The organism is Streptomyces sp. ISL-100 (assembly GCF_018614615.1).
Taxonomy (GTDB): Bacteria; Actinomycetota; Actinomycetes; order Streptomycetales; family Streptomycetaceae; genus Streptomyces.
Genome location: NZ_JAGGOK010000059.1, coordinates 26,164 through 48,287 on the forward strand (window position 1 = coordinate 26,164; position 22,124 = coordinate 48,287).

Here is a 22,124-nt window from a genome sequence, read left to right on the forward strand (position 1 = left end):
GAGGGGTGGGCGGATGATGGCCGCCACGAAGAGGATCGCCTTCGGCGTCGCCGCCGTGACCTTGGCAGGCTCGCTCGCAGCCTGCTCGGGATCCGCCGGCCAGGGCGCCCCCGGCGCCGGGCAAGGCGCCCACGGAGCGAAGAAGAACGCGCCCAAGCCGGCGCCCATGAGTGCGGTACGCCTGATCGGCGACGGCTCGACGGCGTACACCGGAAAGCAGCCGCGCCTGCCCAAGCCACAGAGGCTGAAGCCCGGTCAGACGCCACCGCAGTTCGTGGTCTTCTCCTGGGACGGGGCGGGGGAGGACAGCCAGCGGCTCTTCTCCCACTTCCGCGAGGTCGGCAAGAAGTACGACGCGACGATGACGTACTTCCTCAGCGCCGTATACCTGCTGCCCGAGGACAAGAGGCACCTCTACGACCCGCCTCAGCACTCACCGGGCCGCTCCGACATCGGCTTCAACGACGTCGGGGGAATCAGCGACACCGTGGAACAGCTGCGCGGCGCGTGGCTGGACGGCAATGAGATCGGCACGCACTTCAACGGCCACTTCTGCGGCAAGGACGGGGGCGTCGGCACCTGGTCCACGGAGGAGTGGAAGAGCGAGATCGCGCAGGTGAAGGCGTTCGTGAAGCGCTGGAAGACCAACTCGGGCCTGAGGAACGCCAAGCCGCTGCCCTTCGACTACGACAAGGAGCTCGTCGGCGCCCGCACCCCCTGCCTGGAGGGGCAGAAGAACATGATGGCGGCCGGAAGGGAGCTCGGCTTCCGCTACGACTCCAGCGGTGTCGGCAAGCAGGTGTGGCCGAAGAAGACCCAGGGCATGTGGGACTTTCCGCTCCAGCTGGTACCGGTGCCGGGCCGGGCCTTCGAAACGCTCTCGATGGACTACAACTTCATGGTCAACCAGTCGGGAACGGTCAAGGGCGATCCGGCCCAGCACGAGTTCTGGGGCAACCAGATGCGCGACGGCCTGCTCCAGGCCTTCGACCGCTCGTACCACGGCAACCGCGCCCCGCTGATCATCGGCAACCACTTCGAGTCCTGGAACGGCGGCACGTACATGCGCGCCGTCGAGGAGACGATCAAAATGGTCTGCTTGAAACGGGACGTGCGCTGCGTCTCCTTCAAGCAACTGGCCGACTGGCTGGACGTACAGGACCCGCAGGTGCTCGCAAAGATGCGCACTCTGGAGGTCGGGGAGAACCCGCAGCAAGGCTGGGCGTCATTCCTGGCCACCCAGCCGGCAGCGGCCGCCCCCAGCGCAGGGGCGGCCTCCCAGGTCAAGCCGGCTGAGCGGCACTAGCCCCCGCGAAACGCTCCCCGAGGACGAAGGCGGGTCGACTAGGAGGGCTGGGGCACGAGCAGGGCCTCCCCCAGCACGAAGGCGGGGTCGACCTGGGCGGCCAGGCAGGTTCCTCCTTTTGCGCCCCTCGCACCGCTCGGCGCCGGGGCGCCTCTCGGGCTTCGGGGCGCTGTGCCGGACTCCGTCCGTCCGGCTCGCGGCCGGGGGTAGGTGTTGCGGCTTTAGGACGGCTGGGGGACGAGCAGCGCCTCGCCCAGCACGAAGGCGGGGTCGACCTGGGCAGCCAGGTCGGCGCCCGTCTTCGCGTTGCCCCAGCTCTCCGCGTTCTTCAGGTGGAAGTGCACCATCTGGCGCGTATAGCGCTCCCAGTCGCGCTCCGCGTACGAGTCCTCCGCGGCGTCCTGCAGCGTCTGGAGGGCCAGGCGGTTGTCGGCCTCCAGGAGCTCGAATCGGGACGGGCGGCCCTTCTCCATCGCGCGGACCCAGTCGGACGCCCGGACGGTGACCAGCAGGTCGTCGCCCACTTGCTCGCGCAGGAAGTCGATGTCGTCCTGGCCCTGCACCTTGTTGCCGACGACCTTGAGGGATACGCCGAAGTCCGCCGCGTACTCCTTGTACTGGCGGTAGACGGAGACGCCCTTGCGGGTCGGTTCCGCCACCAGGAAGGTCATGTCGAAGCGGGTGAACATGCCGGAGGCGAAGGAATCAGAGCCGGCCGTCATGTCGACGACGACGTACTCCTGCGGGCCGTCGACGAGGTGGTTGAGGCACAGCTCGACCGCCCCGACCTTGGAGTGGTAGCAGGCGACGCCCAGGTCGGACTCGGTGAACGGACCGGTGGCCATCAGCCGGATCTCACCGTCGTCGAGTCGCACGGTGCGGGCGCACGCGTCGTACACCGGGTTGTCCTCGCTCACCCGCAGCAGCCGCGAACCCTCCCCCGGTGGGGTGGTCTTGATCATCGTTTCGGCGGAGGCGATGCGGGGATTCGTGCCGCGCAGGTAGTCCTTGATGAGGGGCAGGTGCGCGCCCATGGCGGGCAGCGCCGCGGCCTGTGCCTCGTCCAGACCGAGCGCGGCGCCCAGGTGCTGGTTGATGTCGGCGTCCACGGCGACGACCGGGGCTTCGTTGGCGGTGAGGTGGCGGATGAAGAGCGAGGACAGCGTCGTCTTGCCGCTGCCGCCCTTCCCTACGAAAGCGATCTTCATGTTCACCAAGGGTAATCGCATGATTGCGTCGTGTGCGCGCAGTGAGTGAAGAAGACCACTCCAAGGTGGGGTGAGTGCTGTGGATGCGTAGGCTCCTTACTTATGAGTACGACTGCTGACCCACTCGCGGCGCTGGGCGCGCTGCCCGGCGTGCCCGAGGCCGTGGACTCCGTGCGCAAGGCCGTCGACCGCGTCTACGGACACCGCGTCATGCGGCGCCGAAGCAACGAGATCACCGCGGAGGCGGCGCTGCGCGGCGCGCGCGGCTCGGCGGCGCTCGCGGGTGCGGACTGGGCGCTGGAGGAGGTGCGTCGGCGTACCGACTTCAGCGTCGACGACGAGTCGCGGACCGTCGGAGCGGCGCTGCGATTGACCGCCGAGGCCGGACAACTGCTGTCCATCTGGCGCCAGTCGCCGCTTCGGGTGCTGGCCCGGCTGCATCTGGTGGCGGCGGGCGGCGCAGGGATCGCCGACGAGCTGGTGGGCCGGCCGCGGCTCGCGGGCGAGCCGGTGGACGAGCCTTTGATCGAGTTCCCGCTGCCGGGCGCCGACGAGGTGGCAGGGCGGCTGGAGGGGCTTTCGGAGCTCATCATCGCGGGCGGTTCCGCGCCTGCGCTGGTCACGGCGGCCGTGGTGCACGGCGAGCTGCTGGCGCTGCGCCCGTTCGGCTCGTACAACGGCCTGGTGGCGCGCACCGCCGGGCGGATCGTGATGATCGGCAGCGGCCTCGACCCGAAGTCGGTCTGCCCGGCGGAGGTCGGGCACGGAGAGCTGGGGCGCGCGGCGTACGTCGCGGCGCTGGAGGGCTACGTGTCAGGGACGCCGGAGGGCATGGCGGCGTGGATCACGCACTGCGGGCGTGCGGTGGAGCTGGGGGCCCGGGAGTCGACGGCCGTGTGCGAGGCGCTTCAGCGCGGAGCTGCCTGAGCCTTTCCGGCCGGACAAAGGGTTGCGGCGGTACCAGTGGAACGGTACCGCCGCTGGCATGTCCGCCGAGTTACCATGCGTCCTCGAATTTATGCCCATCAGGTCGGGAACTTTGCCCGTCCCTGGTGCGGCTGGCCCGTAATCGACGGGTCGACGTCGCGTGGGTGCTCAACTTCCATGCTCGGTCCGTGGGGCCTTACTGCGTTATAGGTCATCCTCTCGGATGTCCCTGGTCTCGCGGGCCGTTAATTCATTTGTACTCCTGAAGCCGGGGAAGCGAAAGCCCTGGACGTGCTTCTTTACGTATCGGTTCAAATACGGGCAAAGTTTTCGCATTGCCGTCGGGCTCGCCGGCCGGGCCTGCGGCTGACGTACCAAACCAGGCCCGCGGTGGCGGCGGCCGCTCCGACCGCGGCCGCGGCGACGAGCGCGGGGCGGGGCGGCATGGAGAAGGCGGGCAGCCGCTGCTTGAGCCGGACCGGCCGGTTGAAGACGAGAACCGGCCATTGGCGGGCGAGTGCTTCGCGGCGCAGCGCCCGGTCCGGATTGACCGCGCAGGGGTGGCCGACCGACTCGAGCATCGGGATGTCCGTGGCTGAATCGCTGTACGCGTAACAGCGCGCCAGGTCGTACCCCTCGGAGGCAGCGAGCTCCTTGATCGCCTCGGCCTTGGTGGGTCCGTACGCGTAGTATTCGATCTCGCCCGTGAAGCAGCCGTCGTCGCCGACGACCATCCGGGTCGCCACCACGCGGTCGGCTCCCAGGAGCTCACCGATGGGCTCGACCACCTCCGCGCCGGAGGTGGAGACGATCACGACGTCGCGGCCGGCGGTGTGATGCTCCTCGATGAGGGAGGCCGCCTCGTCGTAAATGATGGGGTCGATCAGGTCGTGCAGTGTCTCGGCGACGATCTCCTTGACCTGCTGAACATTCCATCCCTTGCAGAGCGCGGAGAGGTACTCGCGCATGCGCTCCATCTGGTCGTGGTCCGCGCCTCCGGCGAGGAACACGAACTGGGTGTACGCCGTGCGGAGAGCAGCTCTGCGGCTGATCAGTCCGCCTTGATAGAAGGACTTGCTGAAGGTCAGCGTGCTCGACTTCGCAATGACGGTCTTGTCGAGGTCGAAGAAGGCGGCTGTTCGCGGCAAGGAGCGGTTTTCCACGAGGCGAGCATAGGCGCCCACCATTCGGCGTACGCTGTGGCGCGTGGGTTTGCCTGAGAAGGCTCTCGGGTACACCATGGAAGTCACGGATCGTTCGCGACCGTGCTACCCCGGTCCGACTCCTCCCCCCCGAGTCGGCCGTGGAGACGACCCCCGTTCTCCCCCCCGACGGGGGTCGTCGCATGTCCGGACGTGGTTTCGCCCTCCGGTTCTGATCATTGTTCCCCCTCTCGGCCCGTGGCCGCGGCTGCCTTCCACTCACCAGACGTGTCACGCTGCGTAATCGTTCCGCCGCTCTCCGGAAGTCACTGGTATAGGTGAGCGGGATATTCACAACCGATGAGTTGTCCCCCGTTTTTCAGCAAGATCCACACGATTTCCCAGATCCCCCCACGGTGATTGCGTCCGCGAAGTTCGTGGACGCAAGGAATCGCAGTGAGAAGGGGGCGGAGATCGTGGCCGGATCCATGACACCCGACCGAACGCCGGCCGCCGCAGCGCGGCAGGGCGGACCGCTGATCGTCACCGAGGACGTCGACCTGCTCGACGATCTGCTGCGGCTGTGCGCCGCGGCGGGCGCCGAACCGGAAGTCCACCACGCGGTGCCCGAGCGCAGGAGCAGCTGGGAAAGCGCGCCGCTGATCCTCGTCGGTGACGACGCCGCCGACCGGGTGCGCGGGGCGGTGCTGGGACGCGGGGGAGTGCGCAGACGCGGCGTGATGCTCGTGGGCAAGGACCAGGACGACCCCGATGTGTGGCGGCGCGCGGTGGAGATCGGAGCCGACCATGTGCTGCGGCTGCCCGACGCGGAAAGCTGGCTCGTCGAGCGCATCGCCGATGTGGCGGAGGGCGTGGGGGGCCAGGCCCTGACCGTGGGAGTGCTCGGCGGGCGCGGCGGGGCGGGGGCTTCGACTCTGGCGTGTGCGCTGGCGGTGGCCGCCGCCCGCACGGGCCTGCGCACGATGCTCATCGACGGCGATCCGCTGGGCGGCGGCCTCGACGTACTGCTCGGTGGGGAAGCCGTGGAAGGCATGCGGTGGCCCGATTTCGCGGAGTCCAGGGGGCGGGTCGGCAGCGGCGCGCTGGAGGAGTCGCTGCCTGAGCTGCATGCGCTGCGCGTGCTGAGCTGGGACCGCGGCGACCGTGTGGTGATCCCGCCGGAAGCGATGCGCTCGGTGCTGGCCGCCGCGCGAAGGCGTGGTGGGGTGGTGGTCGTGGACCTGCCGCGCCGGGTCGACGAGGCCGTGGCCGAGGCGCTGGCCCAGCTCGACCTCGGACTGCTGGTGGTGCCCGCGGAGCTGCGGGCCGTCGCGGCGGCGAGCCGGGTGGCGTCCACCGCGGGCATGGTGCTGCGGGACCTGCGGGTGGTGGTGCGCGGGCCGTACGCCGCGGGGCTCGACGAGGAGTCGGTGGCGGGGCTGCTGGGGCTTCCGCTGGCAGGTGAGCTGCCGGTGGAGTCGGGGCTGCTGGAGGCGCAGGCCGGCGGTACACCGCCGGGTGGCAGTGCGCGCGGACCGCTGGCCAGGTTCTGTACGGCGTTCTGGGAGCAGGCGCTCGCCGGGGGCGGTGTCTCATGAGCGCGGGAATGCTCAACGCCGTGAGGCAGCGGCTCGCCGAGAGCGGGGCGGAGCCGACGCCGGCCCGGGTGGCTGCCGCGCTGCGGGCGCAGGGGCGGCTGCTGGGGGACGCGGAGGTGCTGGGGGCGGCCGAGGAGCTGCGCTGCGAGCTGGTGGGGACGGGGACGCTGGAACCGCTGCTCGCCGATCCCTCGGTGACGGATGTGCTGGTGTCCGCGCCCGACCGGGTGTGGGTGGACCGGGGCGGCGGCCTTGAGCTCACGGGGGTTTCGTTCGCCGACGCGGCCGCGGTGCGCAGGCTCGCGCAGCGGCTCGCGGCGGTGGCGGGGCGACGGCTGGACGACGCGAGGCCGTGGGTGGACGCCCGGCTGCCCGACGGGACGCGGATGCACGCGGTGCTGCCGCCGGTGGCGGTCGGCTCGACGTGCCTGTCGCTGCGGGTGGTGCGGCCCAAGGCGTTCTCGCTGGCCGAACTGGTCGAGGCCAAGACGGTTCCGCCAGGTGGCGAGGGGCTGCTGCGGGCGATCGTCGAAGCCCGGCTCTCGTACCTGATCAGCGGGGGTACGGGCACGGGGAAGACCACGCTGCTCTCGACCCTGTTGGGGCTCGTCGGGGAGCGGGAGCGGATCGTGCTGGCCGAGGACTCGGCCGAGCTGAGGCCCGATCACCCGCATGTGGTGCGCCTGGAGTCGCGACCCGCGAACCAGGAGGGCGCGGGGCAGATCACGCTGCGGGACCTGGTGCGTCAGGCGCTGCGGATGCGGCCCGACCGGCTGGTGGTCGGTGAGGTGCGGGGCGCCGAGGTAACCGAGCTCCTGGCCGCGCTCAACACCGGGCACGAGGGCGGATGCGGGACTGTGCATGCCAACGCGGCGACGGATGTCCCGGCGCGGCTGGAGGCGCTCGGGGCGGCCGCGGGGCTCGACCGGGCGGCGCTGCACAGTCAGCTGGCGGCGGCCCTGTCGGTGGTCGTGCATCTTGCGCGCGGCCGGGGCGGGCTGCGGCGGGTTGCCGAGGTCCATGTGCTGGAGCGGGACGCGGCGGGGCTGGTGGTGACCGTGCCTGCGCTGCGGTGGGGCGCGGAGGCCTTCTCGTACGAACGCGGCTGGCTCCGGCTGCGTGCGCTGATCGGGGGTGCGCTGTGACGGGTGCGGGCGCGGGGCCGGTGTATGCCGCGGCGATGTGCGCCGGGGCGGCGGCCTGGCTGCTGGCAGGGCGGGACCGCGACCTGCGGCGGGCACGGCTGATGCTGGCGGGCGGGGCGGTGGACCCGGGCGGCCCGGGCGCGCTCTGGGCGCGGTTGGCGGCGCCGGTGAGGGAGCGGCTGGGGCGGGAGTGGCTCTGTGTGCCGGTCGCGGTGCTCGTGGCCGTACTGGGCCAGTCGGTCCTGCCGTTGGTCGCGGGAGCGGTGGCGGTGCCGCTGGTGCGGCGCCGGCTGCTGGCCGGGGAGCGGCGCCGTGAGCGGGGGAAGCGGGCGGACGAGGTGATCGCGCTGTGCGCGGCGGTGGCGGGCGAGTTACGGGCCGGAAGGCAGCCGGGGCAGGCGCTGTTCGCCGCCGCGGCGGGCACCGGTGGCCTGGGCGGGGCGCAGGCCGACGTGCTGGCGGCGGCGCGGTTCGGCGGGGACGTACCCGATGCGCTGCGGAGGGCCGCGCGGGAGCCGGGGGCGGACGGGCTCGTGGGGGTCGCCGCGTGCTGGCGGGTGGCGGTGGACGGCGGTGCCGGTCTCGCGGCCGGGCTCGACCGGCTGGAGGGTGCGCTGCGGGCCGAGCGGGACCAGCGCGAGAACCTCCGGGCCCAGCTGACCGGGGCGTGGGCGACGGTGGCGCTTCTGGCGCTGCTTCCGGTGGCCGGGCTGCTGATCGGCAGCGCGCTGGGGGCCGGACCGCTGAGGGTGCTGCTGCACACTCCGGCCGGGCTGGGCTGCCTGCTGGCCGGCGGGCTGTTGGAGGGCGCGGGTCTCTTCTGGGCCCGGCGGATCGTACGACGGGGGGAGGGCTCATGAGCGGGGAACTTGTCCACAGGCTGGGGGTGGTGGTGTCGGTCGCGGCCACCGCGGTGTGGCTGGCGCTCGCGCTGGCCGGGCGGCGGCGGGAGCGGTTGCTGCGCCGACGGCTGGCGGCGCTGCTGGTCATGGAGGCGGCAGATGCGGCCGGGACGGGCTTCGGGCGCAGGTGGCGGTGGAGGCCCGAGTACGGGGTGCGGGTGCTGCGCTGGGGGCCGGCGATGGGGGCCGTTGCCACCGGGTACGTGCTGGTGGGTGGGCTGGCCGGCTGCGCGGTCGGGGCGGTCGCGGCGTACGGGACCGTGCGGTGGCAGCGGGGGCGCAAGCCGCGCGAAGAGGGCCCGGTCGATGCCCGCCAACTCCCGCTTGCCGCCGATCTTCTGGCGGCCTGCATCTCGGCCGGAGCGGGGCCGCGTGAGGCGGCGGAGGCGGTCGGGGATTCGCTCCGCGGCCCGGTGGGTGAGCGGCTGGCGCGGACCGCTGCCGAGCTGCGGCTCGGAGGGGAACCGGCCGACGCGTGGGGGCGGCTGGGCGCGATACGGGGCGCCGCGGGGCTGGCCCGCTGTCTGGAACGGGCGGGCGCCACCGGGGCTCCGGCGGCTGAACCCGTCGCCCGGCTGGCCGAGGGCCTCAGAGCCGAACGGGCGCGGGAGGCCGCGGCCCGGGCGCAGCGGGCGGGCGTGCTGATGGTCGGGCCGGTCGGGCTGTGCTTTCTGCCCGCCTTCCTGGTGGTCGGAGTGGCGCCCGTGGTGATCGGACTGGCGAGCGGACTGATGAACGGCAACTGACCTTGGGGGTCGACATGTGGGTGTGGATGCGAGTGCGGGCACGCAGGCTGGTGTGCGGGGCGGCCGGTGGCGGGGACGCGGGGATGACGACGTCCGAGTACGCGATGGGGACGATCGCTGCCTGCGCGTTCGCGGCGGTGCTCTACAAGGTCGTCACGAGCGACATGGTCGCCGGGGCACTGGAAGCGGTCGTGGGGAGGGCACTCAATGTGCCGTTCTGAGGCCGGCGAACGGGCACGTGCGGACAGCGGCTATGTCACGGCGGAGGCGGCCGTGGTGGTACCGGCGCTGGTGCTCTTCACGATGGCGCTGATCTGGGCGCTGATGGCTACCTCCGCGCAGATCCAGTGCGTGGACGCGGCGAGGGCGGGCGCCAGGGCCGCCGCACGGCAGGAGCCGGCGGGCGCGTCGGTCGCGGCGGCCCGGCAGGCGGCGCCGCGTGGAGCGCGCGTGACGATCGGCAGGGAGGGGGACCTGGTGCGAGTAACCGTCGAGGCCCCCTCACCCGGCCTCGGCGCACTGTCCCTGACGCTGCGGGCAGAAGCGGTCGCGGCGGCCGAGGAGAGCGTGGGGGTGGCGGCGTGAGGGGAAGGTGGGGCTTCGGCCTTTGGGGTGGCGACCATCGGGGCGGCGTCGGCCGCCGGGCCGGCTGGAGGGAGCGTAGCGGCCTGGGGCGGGGGGATCGCGGGGGCGCCACGGTGTTGGCCGTCGTGGTTGTGGCCGTGCTTGGGGTGGTGTTCGCGGGAGCGTTGGCGGCGGGGCAGGCGGTGGTGGCGCGGCATCGGGCCGGCGGTGCCGCGGATCTGGCGGCCCTCGCGGCCGCGGGGCAGTGGATGCGGGGTGAGGCCGCCGCGTGCGATGACGCGGCCGAGGTGGCGTCGGCTCAGGAGGCGCGGCTGGTGAGCTGTTCCGTGTACGGCGAAGTCTCCGACGTCATGGTGGAGGCCGGTGCGGGGCCGTACAGGGTGGCTGTGAGGGCCCGGGCGGGGCCCGCCGGGCCCGTGGCTGCCGGGCTCACTCCGAGGGGCTCTCCGTGGCAGCAGGAGCCTCCGGGGTCTCCGGCGAATCCGGGGTATCCGGGGCGGCCCGGTCGGCCGGGGCTCCCCTGAGGAGGACGGTGAGGAGGCGCACGGCTGCGCGCTTGTTGAGCGGGTCGTTGCCGTTGCCGCACTTGGGCGACTGGATGCACGAGGGGCAGCCCGCCTCGCACTCGCAGGAGGCGATGGCCTCCCGGGTAGCCGTCAGCCACTGGCGGGCGGTGTGGAAGGCCCGCTCCGAGAACCCGGCGCCGCCCGGATGGCCGTCGTACACGAAGACCGTCGGCAGCAGGGTGTCCGGGTGGAGCGGGATCGAGACGCCGCCGATGTCCCAGCGGTCGCAGGTGGCGAAGAGCGGGAGCATCCCGATGGAGGCGTGCTCGGCGGCGTGCAGGGCGCCGCCCAGCTGCTCCGGGTTGACGCGGGCGGCGTCGAGCTGGTCCTCGGTGACCGTCCACCACACGGCGCGGGTCCGGAGCGTACGGGGAGGGAGGTCGAGTTTGGTCTCACCGAGCACTTCGCCGGTGATGAGTTTGCGGCGCAGGAAGGAGACGACCTGGTTGGTGACTTCGACAGAGCCGAAGCAGAGGCGGCCTTCGCCCCACGGGATCTCGGTGTCGGTCTCCAGGACGGAGATGGCGGTGGTGTCGCGGGCGGTGGTGGAGTACGGCGGGTTCGCCTCCTCGACCAGGGCGACAGCGCCGTGCGGGTCGTCCAGGTCCAGGTGGCGCACCAGGTACGTACGGCCCTGGTGGAGGTGGACCGCGCCGTCGTGGACGGAGGCGTGGGCGGCTGACGCGTCGACCGTGCCGAGCAGCCGGCCGGTGTCCGCCTCGACGATCTGCACGGGGCGACCGCCCCCGCCGCGGATGTCGGTGAGGTCGGCGGCCCGCTCCCGGCGGGTCCAGTACCAGGACTTGCCCCGGCGGCGGAGCAGGTTGGCGGCCTCCAGCTGCGGCATCAGTTCGGTGGCGGCCGGGCCGAAGAGCTCCATGTCGGCATCGGTGAGCGGGTGCTCGGCAGCAGCGGCGCACAGATGGGGGGCGAGGACGTACGGATTGGCGGGGTCCAGGACGGTGGATTCCACCGGTTGGCGGAACAGGGCGTCGGGATGGTGGACGAGGTACGTGTCCAGCGGGTCGTCGCGGGCCACGAGAACCGCCAGGGCGCCCTCACCCGAACGGCCGGCCCGGCCCGCCTGCTGCCAGAGGGAGGCACGTGTGCCGGGGTATCCGGCGATGACGACGGCGTCCAGGCCCGACACGTCGACGCCGAGTTCGAGTGCGGTGGTCGCGGCGAGGCCGAGGAGCTCGCCGGAGTGCAGGGCACGCTCCAGGGCGCGGCGTTCCTCCGGGAGGTAGCCGCCGCGATAGGCGGCGACCCGGGCCGGGAGCGAGCGGTCGACGGCGGCCAGGCGTTCCTGGGCGATGAGGGCGATCAGCTCGGCGCCGCGCCGGGAGCGTACGAAAGCGACCGAGCGGACGCCCTGCACGGTCAGGTCGGTGAGGAGGTCGGCGGTCTCGGCGGTGGCGGTCCGGCGTACGGGCGCGCCCTTCTCGCCCCGCAGTTCGGTGAGCGGCGGCTCCCAGAGGGCGAACACCAGTTCACCGCGCGGGGAGGCGTCGTCCGCGACCTCCCGGACGGCGAGGCCGGTCAGGCGGCCCGCGGACACGGCGGGTTCCGCGGAGGTGGCGGAGGCCAGCAGGAAGACGGGATTCGCGCCGTAGCGGGCGCACAGGCGGCGAAGACGGCGGATCACCTGGGCCACGTGCGAGCCGAAGACACCGCGGTAGGTGTGGCACTCGTCGATGACGACGTAGCGCAGAGCGCGCAGGAAGGAGGCCCAGCGGGGGTGGGAGGGGAGTATCCCCAGGTGGAGCATGTCCGGATTGGTGAGGACGTAGTTGGCGTACTGACGTACCCATTCGCGTTCCTCGACCGGCGTGTCGCCGTCGTAGACGGCCGGCCTGACGGCGTTGCCCAGCGGCGCGGCGAGGGCCTTCACGGCGCGGCGCTGGTCGGCGGCGAGGGCCTTGGTGGGGGCGAGGTAGAGGGCCGTCGTGCCGCGCCCGTTCGGTGCTTCGGAGCCGTCGAGGAGGGTGGTGAGGACGGGGGCCAGATAGGCGAGCGACTTGCCGGACGCCGTGCCGGTGGAGATGACGACCGACTCGCCGTCCAGGGCGTGCTCGGCGGCCTGCGCCTGGTGGGTCCAGGGATGCTCGATCCCGGCGGCCTGAATCGCCGCGATCACTTCCGTACGGATGCGGTCGGGCCACACTGCATGAGAACCCGCACGTCGGGGCAAGTGCTCCGTATGAGTGATGCGCGAGGACCGGCTCTCGCCTGCGGAGAGCCGGTGGAGGACCGTACTGGGAGAGGGGGGCGCACCCGCGTTCTCCGTAGGTCTGCTGGGACGGTGATTCTTGGCCATCGGCACCGAGTGTGTCACTGGCGTGAAGGACAATGGTTCCAAGGCATCGTGCATGCCTGCAGGTAAGTGATTGAATGCCATCGCGGCTGGCGTTCCGTCCTCTGGCTCCGCCGGGGAGACCTCAGGGGGGCGGCCGCTCGATAGCAAGGTGCTGGAGGATCCGTGGACCTGTCCCTGTCGACTCGCAACGTGTCTGGACCTGGTGGCGACCGTACGGTCGTCGAGGTCGGTGGCGAGATTGATGTGTATACCGCGCCCAAGCTGCGCGAGCAGTTGGTCGAGTTGGTGAACGACGGCAGCTACCACCTGGTTGTCGACATGGAGGGCGTGGACTTCCTCGACTCCACCGGGCTCGGCGTGCTCGTGGGCGGACTCAAGCGTGTGCGGGCCCATGAGGGCTCGCTGCGACTGGTCTGCAACCAGGAGCGCATTCTCAAGATCTTCCGAATCACCGGGCTGACCAAGGTGTTCCCCATTCACACCTCGGTCGACGAAGCCGTCAACGCCACCGACTGACGGCTTCCGGGGACCACCGGAAGAAGGACCAGGGGCACCGGGCCGCAGGCCTGGGCCCCTGAGAAGCACGCCCGTACGTCCGAGGGGGACCGCAGATGGCCACCGTTGAACTCCGCTTCAGCGCCCAGCCCGAGCACGTCAGGACGGCCCGCCTGGTGGCGGCCGCCGTGGCGCGCCGGGCCGGGGTGGACGAGGCGGTGCTGGACGAAGTCCGACTCGCGGTCGGCGAAGCGTGCACCCGTGCGGTGGGGCTCCACCGCAGCAATGGCATCTCGGCTCCGGTCCGGGTCGCTCTGACCGAGGAGGAGAAGTCTTTCTCCATCGAGGTCGGGGACGAGGTGCCCGGTTCGGGCGGTGCGGCCGGATCGGTCCCCGGGGTGCGTGGCGCCACCGGGACCGGGTCCGAGTCCGGAGGGACCGGCGCCGATTCCGACGCCGATGCCGACGGTGAGGACGAGATGGGGTTGGCGGTCATCAGTGGACTCGTCGACGATGTAGAAGTCGTCACGGGCGCGTCCGGCGGCACCATTCGCATGAGCTGGCCGACGACACCGACGGCCGTTTCCCCCTGATCTTCTGCCGGTTCCTGTGGACCGGATCTTTTCCGTGAGGCCCTGCTGAGCAGGGCCTTTCGTATTTCCCTAGATCTTTCCGGGAGATCATTCCGAAATCGCCAATGCGTTTGCCCCATTACCGCTTTTGAGGGGATTGCGGGAACGCGATCATTTGCTGAGTGGCAAGCGAAGGTCAATTCGGTTTGTGGCGCTCTGTTTTGATCAGCTTCCGCTCCCTACAATCCGTCCACATCTTGAGCGCTGAGCGTCAAGGAGGACGAATGGCGGGGCTCTTCACATCGCAGCAGCTGGACCACCCCTCTACTCTCGCGGCAGCGGTACTCACCGACGAGAACCGGATCATCGTGATCGTCATCGCCGTAGTGGCACTGGCGGCCCTGGTCGTCGCCCAGCTGCTGGTACGTCAGGTACTGGCAGCCGGCGAAGGCACCGACAAGATGAAAGAGATCGCGGCGGCGGTGCAGGAGGGCGCGAATGCCTATCTTGCGCGGCAGTTGCGCACACTCGGCGTTTTCGCCGTCGTGGTGTTTTTTCTGCTCTTGCTGCTTCCGGCCGACAACTGGTCGCAGCGTGCCGGACGTTCCGTATTCTTCCTGGTCGGCGCGCTCTTCTCGGCGGCGACGGGTTACATCGGGATGCGTCTGGCCGTACGCAGCAATGTGCGCGTGGCAGCCGCCGCGCGTGAAGCCACCCCGGCCGAGGGCGAGCCGGAAAAGGATCTGACAGCGGTCTCGCACAAAGCGATGAAGATCGCTTTCCGTACGGGCGGCGTGGTCGGCATGTTCACGGTGGGCCTCGGCCTGCTCGGTGCCTCCTGCGTGGTCCTCGTGTACGCGGCCGACGCGCCCAAGGTGCTGGAAGGGTTCGGGCTCGGCGCCGCGCTCATCGCGATGTTCATGCGAGTGGGCGGCGGCATCTTCACGAAGGCCGCCGACGTGGGCGCCGACCTGGTCGGCAAGGTCGAACAGGGCATCCCGGAGGACGATCCGCGCAATGCCGCGACCATCGCCGACAACGTGGGCGACAACGTCGGCGACTGCGCGGGCATGGCGGCCGACCTCTTCGAGTCGTACGCCGTGACGCTCGTCGCGGCGCTCATCCTCGGCAAGGTGGCCTTCGGCGACGCCGGACTGGCCTTTCCGCTGATCGTTCCGGCGATCGGCGTGGTCACCGCGATGATCGGTATCTTCGCGGTCGCCCCGCGGCGCGCCGACCGCAGCGGAATGTCCGCCATCAACCGCGGCTTCTTCATCTCCGCGGCGATCTCCCTCGTCCTGGTCGCGGTGGCGGTCTTCGTCTACCTGCCGTCCTCGTACGCCGACCTGGACGGCGTGACCGACGCCGTCGTCAAGGGACACGAGGGCGACCCGAGGGTGCTGGCGCTCGTCGCCGTCGCCATCGGAATCGTTCTGGCCGCCCTGATCCAGCAGCTGACGGGGTATTTCACCGAGACGAACCGACGTCCCGTCAGGGACATCGGCAAGTCCTCGCTGACGGGCCCCGCCACCGTCGTCCTTGCCGGTATCGCCATCGGCCTGGAGTCCGCCGTCTACACCGCGCTGCTCATCGGACTCGGCGTGTACGGCGCGTTCCTGCTCGGCGGTACGTCGGTCATGCTCGCCCTCTTCGCGGTGGCCCTGGCCGGCACCGGCCTGCTCACCACCGTCGGTGTCATCGTCGCCATGGACACCTTCGGCCCGGTCTCCGACAACGCGCAGGGCATCGCCGAGATGTCCGGCGACGTCACGGGCGCGGGCGCGCAGGTTCTCACCGACCTGGACGCCGTCGGCAACACCACCAAGGCCATCACCAAGGGCATCGCCATCGCCACCGCGGTCCTCGCGGCGGCGGCGCTGTTCGGCTCGTACAAGGACGCCATCGCGACGGCACGCGACGACGTCGGGGCGAAAGTCGGCGAGCTGGGACTCCAGATGGACATCTCGCAGCCCAACAACCTGGTCGGGCTGATGCTCGGCGCGGCGGTCGTCTTCCTCTTCTCGGGGCTGGCGATCAACGCGGTGTCCAGGTCGGCGGGCGCGGTGGTCTTCGAGGTGCGGCGGCAGTTCCGCGAGCACCCCGGGATCATGGATTACACGGAGAAGCCGGAGTACGGCCGAGTGGTCGACATCTGCACCAAGGACGCGCTGCGCGAGCTGACCACACCGGGCCTGCTCGCCGTGCTGACGCCGATCGCGGTCGGTTTCTCGCTCGGAGTCGGCGCGCTCGGCTCGTTCCTCGCCGGCGCCATCGGAACCGGCACGCTGATGGCCGTCTTCCTCGCCAACTCCGGCGGCGCGTGGGACAACGCCAAGAAGCTCGTCGAGGACGGTCATCACGGCGGCAAGGGCAGTGATGCCCACGCCGCGACCGTCATCGGCGACACGGTCGGCGACCCGTTCAAGGACACCGCGGGTCCCGCGATCAACCCGCTGCTGAAGGTGATGAACCTGGTGGCGCTGCTCATCGCTCCCGCGGTGGTGCAGTTCAGTTACGGCGCCGACGCCAGCGCCGGAGTGCGGGCGGTGGTCGCGACGCTCGCCATCGCCGTCGTCGTCGGCGCGGTGTACGTGTCCAAGCGGCGCGGAATCGCCGTGGGTGACGAAGACAACTCCGGAGGTGTCTCCGGACGGGTGCCCAAGCCGGCGGATCCGCCGGTGCCGTCCAAGGTTGTCTCGTAGGAGTAGTAGTAACGCCTGATCAGACGGCGGGCGGGCACCGCGTGCTGACGCGGCGTCCGCCCGCTGCCGCTGTTCCGCGGCTGTTTCGTGAGGTGTCTCTCGCTTGGTGCAAATGGCTTTAATAGCGTACGTACCAGACGTACGGCATGCGGTTGTCGCCCACTTGGCGTGTATGTTCCGGGGCCGAGAGCCTTGGAAGGGACCAATCCGGTGAACAAGAAGTTTGCGGCCGCGCTGTCCGGCGGTGCGGTACTGGTAATGGCGCTGTCCGGCTGCGGCGGTGACGACGAGGACGACAAGGTCAACGACTGGGCGAAGACGGTCTGCGACCAGGTGCAGCCCCAGTTGAAGAAGGTCTCGGACGCCAACACCTCGATCCAGAAGCAGACCGCGGACAACAGCAAGCCCGTCGACGTCCAGCGGACGGACTCCCGGGCCTTCCAGCAGATCTCGGACGCCTACAAGGCGATGGCCACCGCGGTGGACAAGGCGGGCGCCCCGCCGGTCGACGACGGCGAGACGACCCAGCAGGACGCGGTCAAGGAGCTCAACGCCTCCTCGGCGGCGTACGCCGGGCTGCGCAAGCAGGTCGACGGGCTCGACACCGACGACCAGGCGAAGTTCGCGGACGGCCTCAAGGGCGTCGCGGACGAGCTGAACAAGATCAGCAGGAGCGGCGACCGCGCGCTCCAGAAGCTCCAGTCGGGCGAGGTCGGCAAGGCGATGGCCAAGCAGCCCGGCTGCCAGAAGCCGGGCGCGACGCCCGCCTCCCCGGCGTCCCCGGACGCGTAATCGCGGCGCATACGGCCCTGCCGCGCGGCCCGGTACCCCACAAGGGGGGCGGGCCGCGCGGCTTTTGTCAGTGGCAGCGGTGACAATGGCCGGGTGAGTACGACCAGACTCCCCGCGCCCGAAAGCTCTGCCCGCCTCCGCGACGCGCTCCTCGCCGCCGAATTCACCGCCGACGGGCTGCTCGAGCTGCTCGGTGCGCCCGCGTACGCGGCGCTCGCCCGCAGCGAGACCGTGCCCGCTCTGCGCTGCACGCGCGGCGGCAGCCCGCTCGAAACGCTCGTGCGGCTCTTCCTGCTCCAGCAGGCCGTGCCGGCCGACCGCGCCGGGGCCGCCCTGCCCCTGGAGCAGTGTCTGGCCGACGGCTGGTTGGTGCGCGAGGGTGCGGACGGGGGCGAGGGTGCGGACGGCGGCGTACGGGCCACTGTGGACGTACGGCCCTACGGCGGCGAGGAGGGCCAGGACTGGTTCATCGTCTCCGACCTCGGCCGCGCGGTCGGCGGCGCCGGTGGAGTGGGCACCCGAGAGGAGGGTGTCGTCCTCGGAGTCGGCGGCGCGTCCACCACGCTCGCCGGGATCACCATCCGTACGCCGGTCTCCAGCGCCCTCGACCTCGGCACCGGGTCCGGCATCCAGGCACTGCACGCCGCGCAGCACGCCGTGAAGGTCACCGCCACCGACCTGAACCCGCGTGCCCTCCAGTTCGCGCGGCTGACACTCGGGCTCTCCGGGGCGCCCGAAGCCGATCTGCGTCAGGGCTCGCTCTACGAGCCGGTCGGCAAGGACACGTTCGATCTGATCGTGTCCAACCCGCCCTTCGTCATCTCGCCGGGTGCGCGGCTGACGTACCGCGACGGCGGGATGGGCGGGGACGATCTGTGCCGCCTGCTCGTTCAGGGAGCGGGGGAGCGGCTCAACGACGGGGGGTACGCGCAGTTCCTCGCCAACTGGCAGCACGTGGAGGGCGAGGAGTGGCAGGAGCGGCTGCGCTCCTGGGTGCCGCGCGGGTGCGACGCGTGGATCGTGCAGCGCGAGGTTCAGGACGTCACGCAGTACGCCGAACTGTGGCTGCGCGACAGCGGCGACCACCGCTCCGATCCCGCGGAGTACGCCGCGCGCTACGACGCCTGGCTGGATGAGTTCGAGGCCCGCAAGACCAAGGGCGTCGGCTTCGGCTGGATCACGCTGCGCAAGTCCGGCGCCGAGAATCCCTCGATCACCATCGAAGAGTGGCCGCACCCCGTCGAACAGCCTCTCGGTCCGGTCGTACGGGCCCATTTCGAGCGCCAGAACTACCTGCGGACGCACGACGACGCGGCGCTGCTCGCCGGCCACTTCAAGCTCGCCGACGAAGTCGTGCAGGAGCAGATCGGGCTGCCGGGCGCGGAAGACCCGGAGTACGTGGTGCTCCGCCAGAACCGCGGGATGCGGCGCGCGACGAAGGTCGACACGGTCGGCGCGGGCTTCGCCGGGGTGTCCGACGGATCGCTCAGCGCGGGACGCATCCTCGACGCCATCGCGCAACTGCTCGGAGAGGACCCGGTGCTGTTGCGGGACCGTACGCCCGAGGCGATCCGGCTGCTGGTCGAGCAGGCGTTCCTGGAGCCGCTGGACTGAGAGCCGCTGGACTGAGCCTCTGCCGCCCACATGCCGTTCACCGGCAGTTCGCGTCCAGGTCGCCGGGCGGTGTTCCGGGGGTGCCAGCCTCACCGTCCGGGGAACCAGGTCGGCGACGGTGAGGGGTACGGGGATGGAGAGCGGGCCAGCGGTTTTCGCCGGAGCGGCGTTCACGCTGTTCGGGGCCGGGCTGCTGTGGTGGACGGGGGCGCGCACTTTGCACCGCGCGCCGGTGGCGTACGGAACGAGCCCCGCGATCTCCTTCGCGCTGGCCACCGCGTTCGGGTCGGCCTTCGTCGTTCTCGGAGTGTGGTGTTTCGGCCGGATCTGATCGGAAGAGATCCACACGGGATCTACACGAGGTCTCCGGCGGGGTCCCGGCAGAGGCGGTCGGGCGGTCCGGGCGGCAGGAATGCCGGGAGTCGGGTTACCGTTCGAGTGGCCGTTGCGGGCTTTTGCCGTTTGACACGGGGACGGGTTGTACCGTCACACTCCGCAGCGTCACGTACAGACCACTGAGTGTCGACCGGAGAGAAGAGCCAAGTTGTCCCCGACCAGCGAGACCGCACACGGCGGCCGCCGACTCGTCATCGTCGAGTCGCCCGCCAAGGCGAAGACGATCAAGGGCTACCTCGGCCCTGGTTATGTCGTCGAGGCGAGCGTCGGGCACATCCGCGACCTCCCGAACGGCGCCGCCGAGGTGCCCGACAAGTACACCGGCGAGGTGCGCCGCCTCGGCGTCGACGTAGAGAACGACTTCCAGCCGATCTATGTCGTCAATGCCGACAAGAAGTCGCAGGTCAGGAAGCTCAAGGAGCTCCTCGCGGAGTCCGACGAACTCTTCCTCGCCACCGATGAGGACCGCGAGGGCGAAGCCATCGCGTGGCACCTCCTGGAAGTCCTGAAGCCCAAGGTTCCCGTCCACCGGATGGTCTTCCACGAGATCACCAAGGACGCGATCCGCGAGGCCGTGTCCAACCCGCGTGACCTGAACAAGCCCATGGTCGACGCACAGGAGACGCGCCGCATCCTCGACCGTCTTTACGGCTACGAGGTCTCGCCGGTCCTGTGGAAGAAGGTCATGCCCCGGCTGTCCGCCGGCCGTGTCCAGTCCGTCGCCACACGTCTCGTCGTCGTACGGGAACGCGAGCGCATCGCTTTTCGTTCTGCTGAGTACTGGGACCTGACCGGCACGTTCTCCACGGGACGCACCGGTGACGCCTCCGACCCGTCCTCTCTGGTCGCCCGCCTGACGACGGTCGACGGCAGGCGTATCGCCCAGGGCCGCGATTTCAGCTCCGTGGGACAACTGAAGAGTGACGTCCTTCACCTCGACGAGGCGAACGCGCGCTCCCTGGCCGCCGCTCTCGCCGACTCGCCGTTCGCCGTCCGCTCGGTCGAGTCGAAGCCGTACCGCCGCTCGCCGTACGCCCCGTTCCGTACGACGACCCTCCAGCAGGAGGCGTCGCGCAAGCTGGGCTTCGGCGCCAAGTCCACGATGCAGGTCGCGCAGAAGCTGTACGAGAACGGCTTCATCACGTATATGCGTACGGACTCCACGACGCTCTCCGACACCGCGGTCCAGGCGGCCCGCGCCCAGGTGACGCAGCTCTACGGCTCCCAGTACCTGCCGGACAAGCCCCGCACGTACGCCGCCAAGGTCAAGAACGCGCAGGAGGCGCACGAGGCGATCCGCCCCTCGGGCGACCGCTTCCGCACCCCTGCCGAGACCGGCCTGAGCGGCGACCAGTTCCGGCTGTACGAGCTGATCTGGAAGCGCACCGTCGCCTCCCAGATGAAGGACGCCGTCGGGAACAGCGTGACGGTGAAGATCGGCGGCCGGGCGAGCGACGGCCGGGACGCCGAGTTCTCCGCCTCCGGCAAGACGATCACCTTCCACGGCTTCATGAAGGCGTACGTCGAAGGCGCCGACGACCCGAACGCCGAGCTCGACGACCGCGAGCGCAGGCTCCCGCAGGTCGCCGAGGGCGACGCGCTCTCGTCCGAGGAGATCTCGGTCGACGGGCACGCCACCAAGCCGCCGGCCCGCTACACCGAGGCCTCGCTGGTCAAGGAGCTCGAAGAGCGCGAGATCGGCCGCCCGTCGACGTACGCCTCGATCATCGGCACGATCCTCGACCGCGGATATGTCTTCAAGAAGGGCACGGCGCTCGTGCCGTCCTTCCTGAGCTTCGCCGTGGTCAACCTGCTGGAGAAGCACTTCGGCCGGCTCGTCGACTACGACTTCACGGCGAAGATGGAGGACGACCTCGACCGCATCGCGCGGGGTGAGGCCCAGGCCGTGCCGTGGCTGAAGCGCTTCTACTTCGGTGAGGGCGACGCCGACGCCGGTGTCGCGCCGGGAGGCGCGGCGGACGCCGGGAACGGCGACGGCGACCACCTCGGCGGCCTCAAGGAGCTCGTCACCGACCTCGGTGCGATCGACGCCCGCGAGATCTCCTCATTCCCGGTCGGCGAAGGCATCGTGCTGCGCGTGGGCCGCTACGGCCCGTACGTGGAGCGCGGCGAGAAGGACGCGGAGGGACACCAGCGCGCCGACGTGCAGGACGACCTCCCGCCCGACGAGCTGACCGTGGAGTACGCCGAGGAGCTGCTGGCCAAGCCGAGCGGCGACTTCGAGCTGGGCGCCGACCCGGCGACGGGCCACCAGATCGTGGCGAAGGACGGCCGGTACGGCCCGTACGTCACGGAGATCCTTCCCGAGGGCACTCCGAAGACCGGCAAGAACGCGGTCAAGCCGCGGACGGCGTCGCTCTTCAAGTCGATGTCCCTGGACACGGTGACGCTGGAGGACGCGCTCAAGCTGATGTCGCTGCCGCGTGTCGTCGGTACGGACGACGAGGGCGTCGAGATCACCGCGCAGAACGGCCGGTACGGCCCGTACCTCAAGAAGGGCACGGACTCGCGCTCCCTGGAGACCGAGGACCAGCTCTTCTCGATCACGCTCGAAGAGGCGCTGGCGATCTACGCCCAGCCCAAGCAGCGGGGCCGCGCGGCCGCCAAGCCGCCGCTCAAGGAACTGGGTACGGACCCGGTCAGCGAGCGTCCGGTGGTCGTGAAGGACGGGCGCTTCGGCCCGTACGTCACGGACGGCGAGACGAACGCGACGCTGCGGACCGACGACAGCGTGGAGGACATCACCCCCGAGCGGGGCTATGAGCTCCTCGCCGAGAAGCGCGCCAAGGGCCCGGCGAAGAAGAAGACCGCCAAGAAGGCCCCGGCGAAGAAGGCCACGGCCAAGAAGACGGCCGCCAAGAAGACGACCACGGCGAAGACTGCCGCGGCGAAGAAGACGGCGGCCAAGAAGACGACCACGGCGACGGCGGCGAAGACCACCGCTGCCAAGAAGGCCACGGCCAAGAAGGCTCCGGCCAAGAAGACGTCGTCGGCTTCGGCTTCGTCGTCGGCTTCGGAGGAGTAGTCGTCACAGGATGTTTACAGCCCCTGGTGCTTTTTCGGCGCCGGGGGCTGTTTCCGTGTCCGCGT

19 protein-coding genes are annotated in these 22,124 nt (G+C 70.7%); 16 read left to right on the forward strand and 3 right to left on the reverse strand.

Going from position 1 to position 22,124, the window contains the following annotated elements; translation table 11 throughout:
- Window positions 1–13: 13 nt before the first annotated feature.
- A complete protein-coding gene (locus tag J7E89_RS25745) occupies window positions 14–1,306 on the forward strand; it encodes a hypothetical protein (protein WP_214976820.1) in 1,293 nt (430 codons plus the stop codon).
- A gap of 221 nt (window positions 1,307–1,527) precedes the next feature.
- On the opposite strand, the gene J7E89_RS25750 is transcribed toward J7E89_RS25745, so the two are convergent.
- The gene (locus tag J7E89_RS25750; protein WP_214976821.1) at window positions 1,528–2,514 is read right to left on the reverse strand and encodes an ATP-binding protein; all 987 of its coding nucleotides are present in this window, start codon (window positions 2,512–2,514) and stop codon (window positions 1,528–1,530) included.
- 102 nt (window positions 2,515–2,616) lie between these two features.
- Here J7E89_RS25750 and J7E89_RS25755 point away from each other — a divergent pair, with 102 nt between their 5' ends.
- Window positions 2,617–3,441: an oxidoreductase gene (locus tag J7E89_RS25755; protein ID WP_214976822.1), complete on the forward strand. Its 825-nt coding sequence runs from the start codon at window positions 2,617–2,619 to the stop codon at window positions 3,439–3,441.
- 311 nt (window positions 3,442–3,752) lie between these two features.
- On the opposite strand, the gene J7E89_RS25760 is transcribed toward J7E89_RS25755, so the two are convergent.
- Window positions 3,753–4,628: an HAD family phosphatase gene (locus tag J7E89_RS25760; RefSeq protein ID WP_214976823.1), complete on the reverse strand. Its 876-nt coding sequence runs from the start codon at window positions 4,626–4,628 to the stop codon at window positions 3,753–3,755.
- A 443-nt stretch (window positions 4,629–5,071) separates the two neighbouring features.
- Here J7E89_RS25760 and ssd point away from each other — a divergent pair, with 443 nt between their 5' ends.
- The 7 genes from ssd to J7E89_RS25795 all read left to right on the forward strand — a co-directional run bounded on the left by ssd (window position 5,072) and on the right by J7E89_RS25795 (window position 10,083).
- Entirely contained in the window at window positions 5,072–6,181 is a 1,110-nt protein-coding gene (ssd, locus tag J7E89_RS25765; protein WP_251061081.1) for a septum site-determining protein Ssd, read from the forward strand.
- Window positions 6,178–7,326, forward strand: a complete 1,149-nt coding sequence (locus tag J7E89_RS25770) for a TadA family conjugal transfer-associated ATPase (protein WP_214976825.1) — start codon at window positions 6,178–6,180, stop codon at window positions 7,324–7,326. The genes ssd and J7E89_RS25770 overlap by 4 nt, the downstream gene beginning before the upstream one ends.
- A gap of 35 nt (window positions 7,327–7,361) precedes the next feature.
- Window positions 7,362–8,186, forward strand: coding sequence for a type II secretion system F family protein (locus J7E89_RS25775; protein WP_214976928.1), 825 nt, complete (start codon window positions 7,362–7,364; stop codon window positions 8,184–8,186).
- The gene (locus J7E89_RS25780) at window positions 8,183–8,974 is read left to right on the forward strand and encodes a type II secretion system F family protein (RefSeq protein WP_214976826.1); all 792 of its coding nucleotides are present in this window, start codon (window positions 8,183–8,185) and stop codon (window positions 8,972–8,974) included. The genes J7E89_RS25775 and J7E89_RS25780 overlap by 4 nt, the downstream gene beginning before the upstream one ends.
- A 14-nt stretch (window positions 8,975–8,988) precedes the next feature.
- Window positions 8,989–9,195, forward strand: coding sequence for a DUF4244 domain-containing protein (locus J7E89_RS25785; RefSeq protein WP_214976929.1), 207 nt, complete (start codon window positions 8,989–8,991; stop codon window positions 9,193–9,195).
- A complete protein-coding gene (locus tag J7E89_RS25790) occupies window positions 9,182–9,559 on the forward strand; it encodes a TadE family type IV pilus minor pilin (protein ID WP_214976827.1) in 378 nt (125 codons plus the stop codon). The genes J7E89_RS25785 and J7E89_RS25790 overlap by 14 nt, the downstream gene beginning before the upstream one ends.
- Before the next feature lie 113 nt (window positions 9,560–9,672).
- Window positions 9,673–10,083, forward strand: coding sequence for an Rv3654c family TadE-like protein (locus J7E89_RS25795; protein WP_308315599.1), 411 nt, complete (start codon window positions 9,673–9,675; stop codon window positions 10,081–10,083).
- Here J7E89_RS25795 and J7E89_RS25800 read toward each other — a convergent pair.
- On the reverse strand, window positions 9,989–12,523 hold the full coding sequence (locus J7E89_RS25800; protein ID WP_214976828.1) for a DEAD/DEAH box helicase: 2,535 nt from the start codon (window positions 12,521–12,523) through the stop codon (window positions 9,989–9,991). The genes J7E89_RS25795 and J7E89_RS25800 overlap by 95 nt on opposite strands.
- Before the next feature lie 81 nt (window positions 12,524–12,604).
- Between J7E89_RS25800 and J7E89_RS25805 the strand changes: the two genes are divergently transcribed.
- The 7 genes from J7E89_RS25805 to topA all read left to right on the forward strand — a co-directional run bounded on the left by J7E89_RS25805 (window position 12,605) and on the right by topA (window position 22,059).
- Window positions 12,605–12,958 carry an STAS domain-containing protein gene (locus J7E89_RS25805; RefSeq protein ID WP_028810414.1) on the forward strand — a complete coding sequence of 118 codons (354 nt, stop codon included), beginning with the start codon at window positions 12,605–12,607 and terminating at the stop codon, window positions 12,956–12,958.
- Window positions 12,959–13,053: 95 nt separating this feature from the next.
- A complete protein-coding gene (locus J7E89_RS25810) occupies window positions 13,054–13,530 on the forward strand; it encodes an ATP-binding protein (protein WP_214976829.1) in 477 nt (158 codons plus the stop codon).
- Window positions 13,531–13,793: 263 nt separating this feature from the next.
- Window positions 13,794–16,211 carry a sodium-translocating pyrophosphatase gene (locus J7E89_RS25815; protein ID WP_214976830.1) on the forward strand — a complete coding sequence of 806 codons (2,418 nt, stop codon included), beginning with the start codon at window positions 13,794–13,796 and terminating at the stop codon, window positions 16,209–16,211.
- Window positions 16,212–16,421: 210 nt separating this feature from the next.
- The gene (locus J7E89_RS25820; protein WP_214976831.1) at window positions 16,422–17,003 is read left to right on the forward strand and encodes a small secreted protein; all 582 of its coding nucleotides are present in this window, start codon (window positions 16,422–16,424) and stop codon (window positions 17,001–17,003) included.
- A 93-nt stretch (window positions 17,004–17,096) separates the two neighbouring features.
- The gene (locus tag J7E89_RS25825) at window positions 17,097–18,617 is read left to right on the forward strand and encodes a class I SAM-dependent methyltransferase (RefSeq protein WP_214976832.1); all 1,521 of its coding nucleotides are present in this window, start codon (window positions 17,097–17,099) and stop codon (window positions 18,615–18,617) included.
- A gap of 133 nt (window positions 18,618–18,750) precedes the next feature.
- Window positions 18,751–18,948, forward strand: coding sequence for a hypothetical protein (locus J7E89_RS25830; RefSeq protein WP_214976833.1), 198 nt, complete (start codon window positions 18,751–18,753; stop codon window positions 18,946–18,948).
- A 213-nt stretch (window positions 18,949–19,161) separates the two neighbouring features.
- Window positions 19,162–22,059 (forward strand): type I DNA topoisomerase, encoded by a 2,898-nt coding sequence (gene topA, locus J7E89_RS25835; RefSeq protein WP_214976834.1) that lies wholly within the window; start codon window positions 19,162–19,164, stop codon window positions 22,057–22,059.
- Window positions 22,060–22,124 lie beyond the last annotated feature (65 nt).